Consider the following 7,272-nt stretch of genomic DNA (forward strand, 5'->3'; position numbering starts at 1 on the left):
ATAGAATCGGTCAAAGACACGCTCGCCAGTCGGAATTCCGGGGCCGGGGCCTTACCTTGGATTAACGATTTAATGGAAATGCCTGGATTTTTTGCTATGCCGTATGGTCTCGCCTCACATCAACGAGTAACGCAAACAAAATTACCGCGCTGCTATACGGCGACACGGATCTTACAAAAAAATCATTAAAAAAAAACTTAAGAAGTTAAATGGCAGGGTGCATGTTCAAGCACACAGAATATCCGATGGACGGATTCGAACTTTTCTGTGTCCGCAGCAAATTCGCTTCGGTCCGCATAATTTGAGCGGCACAATCGTGAGATCGAACGATTACTCGCGCACAGTGCAGTCGAATAATGCACTGCATTTTAGAAGCCGCGTTATATTGCGTTACATTTCGTTACAACATTTTGTCAACTGAATTGATAAATTTTGCGTTAAAGGACAAATCATATGGTCTAACCTGAGTAAGTTCATTTAGCAAAGGAGATCCATCATGAAGAAGATCTTGATTGGCATTGCCATGCTGGCGCTCATGCAGGTGAATGCCTATGCATACGAAGCCGTTGCGAGAGTCGTAAGCGCCACTCCCATCACTGAGACCGTGAATCATCCTACACAGGAATGCTGGACGGCGCCCCAGCAGACTACTCAATATGTACCTCAATCGTACAATCCGGCCGGCGCTTTGATCGGCGGATTAGCGGGGGGGCTGATTGGCAGCACTGTGGGTCAGGGCACAGGAAAAGTTGCAGCCGCCGCAGGCGGAGCAGTGGTTGGAGCGATTACGGGTGACCGACTTGCCAACCAGGATGCCGCGGCGAGCACGTATACCACCACAACGCCGGTCCAACGTTGCCAGCAAGTTGACAACTACCAAACTGTGACCAGCGGTTACTGGGTGACCTACGAGTACAATGGGCAACTTTTTAAGACCCGGCTGCCGTACAACCCCGGCAACGAGTTGCGGGTAAATGTCGCGGTCACGCCCCGTTGAAGCACGCGTTAATTCCTTAACCTAATGCTTGGAGCAACTATGTTATTTACGCGCACCAAAGTTTGCAGGGACCTACTTGGGCTCATGTTCGTAGTTTCATCTGGATTGGCGTTTTATGGAGTTGCACACGCGGACGAGCACGGGTATCGCGGGCACGAATTTCGCGAAAGTGAATTTAAGCAACGCCAATACTTGGACTCACGCTACTACCACAATCATTACTACCCGCCACGTGGCTACGCTTTTGCCAAATTGCCGCCTTCACATCGCGTCGTTTACTATCATGGTGCGCCGTATTACTTTGGTGGCGGAATCTGGTATCGCCATATCGGCGTGAATTTTGTTGTCGTGGCGCCCCCGTTTGGGATCGTGGTGCCGATTTTGCCACCTTTTTACACAACGCTATGGGTAGGCAATGTGCCTTACTACTACGCCAACAACGTTTATTACACGCCGAGCTCGCAAGGAGGTTACGTCGTTGCTCAACAGCCTCCGAGTCAAGTTGTGGTCGAGCAGCAGCCCGCTGAGGCTTCGGTTCCACAACCGAGCAATAATGTTGTCGAGCTTGGTCCAGCGGGTAATCCCGGAAACTCGCAGCCGCAAAACGTGAGTCCGAGCCCGGAACCGTCAGGACAACTATATATTTATCCCAGCAAAGGCCAAAGCCAGGCAGAGCAAGCCAAAGATCGCAATGACTGCCACAGCTGGGCCGTCAGCCAAACCGGATATGATCCGATTCTCCAGACCGGCGGCACTCCAAGCAGCCAAACGAACACTAAACTGACTGATTACCAACGCGCCTTAGGTGCTTGCTTGGAAGGTCGCGGTTATACGGTGAGGTAACGAATATGCCGTCGCGGGGCAGGGGCAACCGACCGGAAGCAGGGCAGGATGGCAGTGAGTATTTTGTCACTGTGTCAAATTCTTTTGCTCGCGGTTGACTGCCAATTTCTCGGCCGTGGGTAAATCTGATGCATTCCAGCCTCCTCCAAGTGCTTTGATCAGCAGTACGCTTGCGACAAGCCGCTGGCTGAGGATAGTGACTGCCGTCCTTTCGTTATTCAGTGCTGCAGCCTGTACCACGACGACGTTGAGGTAACTCACTGTTCCCGCCTTATACTGGTTAGTGGTTAACTGGACTGAGAGACGCGCGGCCTGCACGGCTTGATCTTGGACGTCTGCCTCCTGTTCCAGGATGCGTAGCGCCGCCAAATTGTCTTCGACTTCCTTGAATCCATTCAGTACAGTCTGGCGATACACCGCCACGTTGGCGTCGTAGGCAGCCCTTGCTTGTGCCGTCTGCGCGCGCCGCAAGCCGCCATCGAACAACGTTTCGGCCAACTGCGGCCCGACAGCCCAAAATCGGTTTGGAACAGTAAGCCAATTGGACCAACTGGGACTTTGGAAACCGCCAGAAGCCGACAACGTCAAGTTCGGATAGAAGGCCGCGATAGTAACTCCTATTTGCGCGTTTGACGCAGCAACCAGACGCTCTGCTGCCGCCACGTCGGGGCGGCGCTCAAGCAGATCGGACGGCACTCCGAACGGCACGGCGGGCAACTTTGTGTTGAGCGGCGCCGGGAGGATGGAAAAAACGGAGGCGGGTTTTCCGATGAGTAGCGCTATCGCGTGTTCGAGCTGGGCGCGCTGCACTTCGACATCGATGGCCTGAGCCTGCGTGCTCTTGAGTTGGGTTTCCGCCTGAACTACGTCCGTTTTTGCCACGATGCCGGCTGCATACTGGTTTTGGGTAAGCCGCAGAGATTCTTGGTAGGCGACGGCCGTGTCGTCAAGCAGTTGCTTTTGAGTATCCTGTGCACGCAACTGAATATAATCCTGCGCCAGTTCGGCTTGCGCCGAGAGCCGCGCTGCTGCAAGGTCGGCGGCGCTCGCCTGCGCGCTCGCTTCATTCGATTCCACCGTGCGCCGTACCTTGCCCCACAAATCCGGTTCCCAGGATGCATCCAGCGTTAACAGATAGCTGTTCTGTATGCCCGGCCTGATCGATTGGGACTGCGAGTTGCTGAAACCAGCGGGAGAATGGGAGCGTGATTCGGCTGCGCTCGCCGAAACAGTAGGAAAATAGCCCGCTCGCGCCACTTGAACGAGCGCCCGCGCCTGGCGATACTGGGCTTCCGCCTGCGCCAGATTCTGATTCGAGATGTTGACCTGCTCTTCGAGGCTGTTAAGCAGGGGGTCATTATAAGCTTCCCACCATTTTCCCTTAACCTCCTGGTCACGCGGCTGCGCTGTTTTCCAATTGGCCATCTCTTTGAAGGTCGTCGGTGTCTCAACAGTGGGACGCACATAATCGGGACCTACTGTGCAGGCTGCCAGCACCATCAATGGACCGAACAGCGTGATGGATTTTATGTCATGTAGTTTCATATGACCTCCGCAGCATTTTTAATTCATTCCATCCGCTACCGGCTGCATTACGTGGCTCGAAAAGATATGCTTGCACCAGAGGCGGAAGCGGTCCAGATAGAGATACATGACCGGCGTCGTATAAAGCGTCAAAGTCTGACTGACAATTAGCCCGCCGACAATCGCAATGCCCAGCGGTCGGCGCAGCTCAGCGCCTTCGCCGAAGCCAAGTGCCAAGGGCAACGCGCCCAGCATCGCCGCCATGGTCGTCATCATGATCGGGCGGAAGCGCAGCAAGCAAGCTTGATAGATTGCCTGTTCCGGGCGAAGGCCCAACCTGCGCTCCGCGTCAAGCGCGAAGTCGATCATCATGATCGCGTTCTTTTTCACGATCCCGATAAGTAGAATTACGCCAATCAGGGCGATGACGCTGAACTCGCTGTGAAACACAAGCAGCGCCAGAATCGCCCCGACGCCGGCAGATGGAAGCGTGGAAAGTATCGTGATCGGGTGCACGTAGCTTTCGTATAAAACTCCGAGCACGATGTACACAGTTAGCAGCGCGGCCAGGATCAGCCAGGGCTGATTTTCAAGCGAAGCCTGAAAAGCGCGCGCGGTGCCCTGGAAGCTTCCGTGGATGGACGTCGGCACTTCGATACGGTCCATAGCGTCGTCGATCGCGCGAGTCGCATCTGAGAGCGATACGCCTACCGGCAAATTGAACGATATGGTCGAAGCGACGAACTGTCCCTGGTGATTGACGCCGAGCGGCGTGTTGGTGGCTTCGTAATGGGCGAAAGCCGAAAGCGGCACTTGCGCGCCTGCGCTCGTGCTCACGTAAACATTGTTTAGAGTAGTGGGATCTTGCCAATATTTTGGGGCGACTTCCATGACCACGCGGTACTGGTTGAGCGGATTATAGATGGTCGAAACCTCGCGCTGTCCGAATGCGTCATTAAGGGTGGAATCGATCAGACTGACCGGTACGCCGAGGCGCGCCGCAGTGTCGCGGTCGATGACCAGTGTAGTCTGCAAGCCTTTATCCTCCTCATCGGTGCTTACATCGGTAAGCTGGGGCAACCCGCTCAGAGCCTTCCGGACACGCGGTTCCCAGGTACGTAGATCCTTTAACTCGTCGGCCTGCAACGTGTACTGGTATTGCGCATTGCTAGGCCGCCCGCCCATACGGATATCCTGCGCTGCTTGCAAGTACAAACTTGCACCGGGTTCACGTGCGAGCTTGCCGCGCAGCCGGGCAATAACCCGATCTGCAGACAGCCTGCGCTGCTTGAGCGGCTTAAGCGATACGAACATGAACCCCGAGTTGACGCGAAATCCGCCGGTGAAGCCGACGACGCTTTCCACTGCAGGATCTTTGCGAATGATCTCCATGAAATCCGCGAGCTTCTGGCGCATTGCTTGGAATGAGATACTCTGGTCCGCGTCGATAATGCCGATTAGCCGCCCGGTATCCTGCTGCGGAAAAAAGCCCTTGGGTACGATTATGTACAGGTAAACATTTAGGCCGATGGTAGCGGCGAGCAGCAACAGCATTAAGCGTCCATGCTTTAGTGCCCAACCCAGCGTTTGGTCGTACCATCGCAGGAGCGCATCAAATATCCACTCGCTTGCGTGGTAAAAACGGCCGTGCTTGTGTTTCGATTCTTCCTTGAGCAGCCGGGCGCACATCATTGGTGTGGTCGTGAGCGAAATCAGCAACGATATTACGACCGCCACTGACAGGGTCACCGCGAATTCGCGCATTAGCCGTCCGACAATTCCGCCCATGAGCAGGATAGGAATGAACACGGCGATGAGCGACAAACTCATGGAAAGCACTGTGAAGCCTACTTCACTTGCGCCTTGCATCGCAGCCTTCATGGGTGGCATGCCTTTTTCAATGTGGCGTGAGACATTTTCCAAGACGACGATTGCGTCGTCCACAACAAAGCCGGTCGCAATAGTCAGCGCCATCAAAGAAAGGATGTCGAGGCTGTAGCCGCACAAGTACATGGCGCCGAATGTGCCGATCAACGAAACGGGTACCGCCACGCTGGGTATCAATGCTGCGCGCCAGTTGCGCAGAAAAAGGAACACCACCATGATTACCAGGCCACTCGAGATCAGCAGTGTGCGCTCGACGTCGTGCAGCGAAGCGCGGATGGTCGGCGAGCGATCAAGCGCGATCGATACATTAATCGCGCTTGGGATCGAAGCGCGTAACGGAGGCAATAGCTCCTTCACCCGGTCCACGGTCTCGATAATATTGGCTCCAGGCTGCTTGTACATAATCACCAGGACCGCCGGACGGCCATTGGCCGATCCCGCATTGCGCAGGTCCTGCACTGAATCCACCACGTCACCCACATCCGATAGGCGCACTGCCGCGCCGTTTCGATAGGCCACGATGAGCGGCAAGTACTCAGCTGCGCGTTTGGCCTGATCGTTGGCATAGATCTGCCAATGCTTGTCGCCCTCTTCAACGGAACCCTTGGGGCGATTGGCATTGGTTGCGACAATTGCGCCGCGCACGTCTTCAGTGCCGATGCCGTACTTGTAAAGCGCATTCGGGTTCAATTCGACTCGCACGGCCGGCAATGCGCTGCCGCCCACGGTCACTTGGCCAATTCCCTGCACCTGCGACAGCTTCTGCGCGAGTATGGTTGAAGCTGCGTCGTACATCTGTCCCTGCGTCATCGTGGCCGAAGTCAGTGCCAAAATCATAATCGGCGCATCTGCGGGATTCGCCTTGCGGTATGTTGGATTGCTGGGTAGCCCGGTGGGCAGTAGGCTGCGTGCGGCATTGATTGCCGCCTGCACGTCGCGTGCGGCCCCGTCAATGTCGCGGCTTAGGTCGAACTGCAGAACCACACGAGTTGATCCGAGCGAACTGGTAGATGTCATTTCAGTAACGCCTGCAATACTGCCGAACGCGCGCTCCAGCGGCGTCGCCACCGTGGCAGCCATCGTTTCCGGGCTCGCGCCAGGAAGCGACGCCTGCACCGAGATGGTTGGAAACTCCACCTGCGGCAATGGGGAGACGGGCAACAGGTTAAATGCTACGAGACCGGAGAGCGCAAGGCCGAGTGTTAACAACGTCGTTGCGACCGGTCGCTGTATGAAGGGAAGTGAAAGATTCATGGCTGTACTGGGCCCGGCTGCCTGTCATCCGTCACGCGCAAGCGCCAGCTTTGCAGGCGTTGCGCAAGCCGGTCGAACGCGAGGTAAATAACCGGAGTGGTGAATAACGTAAGCATTTGACTTACCACCAAGCCGCCCACAATACTAATACCGAGTGGATGGCGTAGCTCGGATCCAACTCCACTGCCAAGCATCAGTGGCAACGCCGCAAACAAAGCCGACAGCGTGGTCATGATAATGGGCCGGAAACGCAGCAGACAGGCTTGAAAGATGGCTTCGCGTGGAGATTTACCTTCCTTGCGCTCGGCTTCCAGCGCGAAATCGATCATCATGATTGCGTTTTTCTTGACGATGCCGATCAATAAAACGATACCGATGATTCCGATAATGTCGAGATCGGTGCGCGAAATCATCAGCGCGAGCAGCGCACCCGCGCCGGCCGAAGGCAGCGTCGACAGAATCGTGATCGGATGGATATAACTTTCATACAGAATACCGAGCACGATGTACACGGTGATGATAGCCGCGAGTATCAAGAGCAAGGTATTGCTTAGCGAGGCCTGAAAAGCAAGCGCAGCACCCTGAAAACTGGTCTGAACGCTGGCGGGCAAGCCGATTTCCTGCTTCGCTGCGCTGATCGCCTGTACGGCATCGCCTAAGGACGCACCCGGAGCGAGATTGAACGAAATCGTCGCAGCCGGGAACTGTCCGAGGTGATTGACGACCAGGGGTGCAGTCTGTTCTGTCACCCGCGCAATGGTGCTGAG

Annotated in this window: 6 protein-coding genes; 3 read left to right on the plus strand and 3 right to left on the minus strand. The window is 55.5% G+C overall.

Going from position 1 to position 7,272, the window contains the following annotated elements:
* The 3 genes from VLV32_07110 to VLV32_07120 form a co-directional block, all read left to right on the plus strand.
* A partial coding sequence (locus tag VLV32_07110; GenBank protein HUL41656.1) for a hypothetical protein occupies positions 1–189 on the plus strand: 189 nt, incomplete at its 5' end.
* Between the two features lie 307 nt (positions 190–496).
* The gene (locus tag VLV32_07115) at positions 497–997 is read left to right on the plus strand and encodes a glycine zipper 2TM domain-containing protein (protein ID HUL41657.1); all 501 of its coding nucleotides are present in this window, start codon (positions 497–499) and stop codon (positions 995–997) included.
* Positions 998–1,036: 39 nt separating this feature from the next.
* Entirely contained in the window at positions 1,037–1,840 is an 804-nt protein-coding gene (locus tag VLV32_07120; protein HUL41658.1) for a DUF6515 family protein, read from the plus strand.
* Between the two features lie 66 nt (positions 1,841–1,906).
* Here VLV32_07120 and VLV32_07125 read toward each other — a convergent pair whose 3' ends face one another.
* The 3 genes from VLV32_07125 to VLV32_07135 all read right to left on the minus strand — a co-directional run.
* Positions 1,907–3,385, minus strand: coding sequence for an efflux transporter outer membrane subunit (locus VLV32_07125; protein ID HUL41659.1), 1,479 nt, complete (start codon positions 3,383–3,385; stop codon positions 1,907–1,909).
* A gap of 18 nt (positions 3,386–3,403) precedes the next feature.
* A complete protein-coding gene (locus tag VLV32_07130; protein ID HUL41660.1) occupies positions 3,404–6,505 on the minus strand; it encodes a multidrug efflux RND transporter permease subunit in 3,102 nt (1,033 codons plus the stop codon).
* Positions 6,502–7,272, minus strand: a 771-nt coding sequence (locus tag VLV32_07135) for an efflux RND transporter permease subunit (protein ID HUL41661.1), incomplete at its 5' end; no start/stop codon positions are given. The genes VLV32_07135 and VLV32_07130, both read right to left, overlap by 4 nt.

Source organism: Burkholderiales bacterium, assembly GCA_035518095.1.
Classification (GTDB): Bacteria; Pseudomonadota; Gammaproteobacteria; order Burkholderiales; family JAHFRG01; genus JAHFRG01.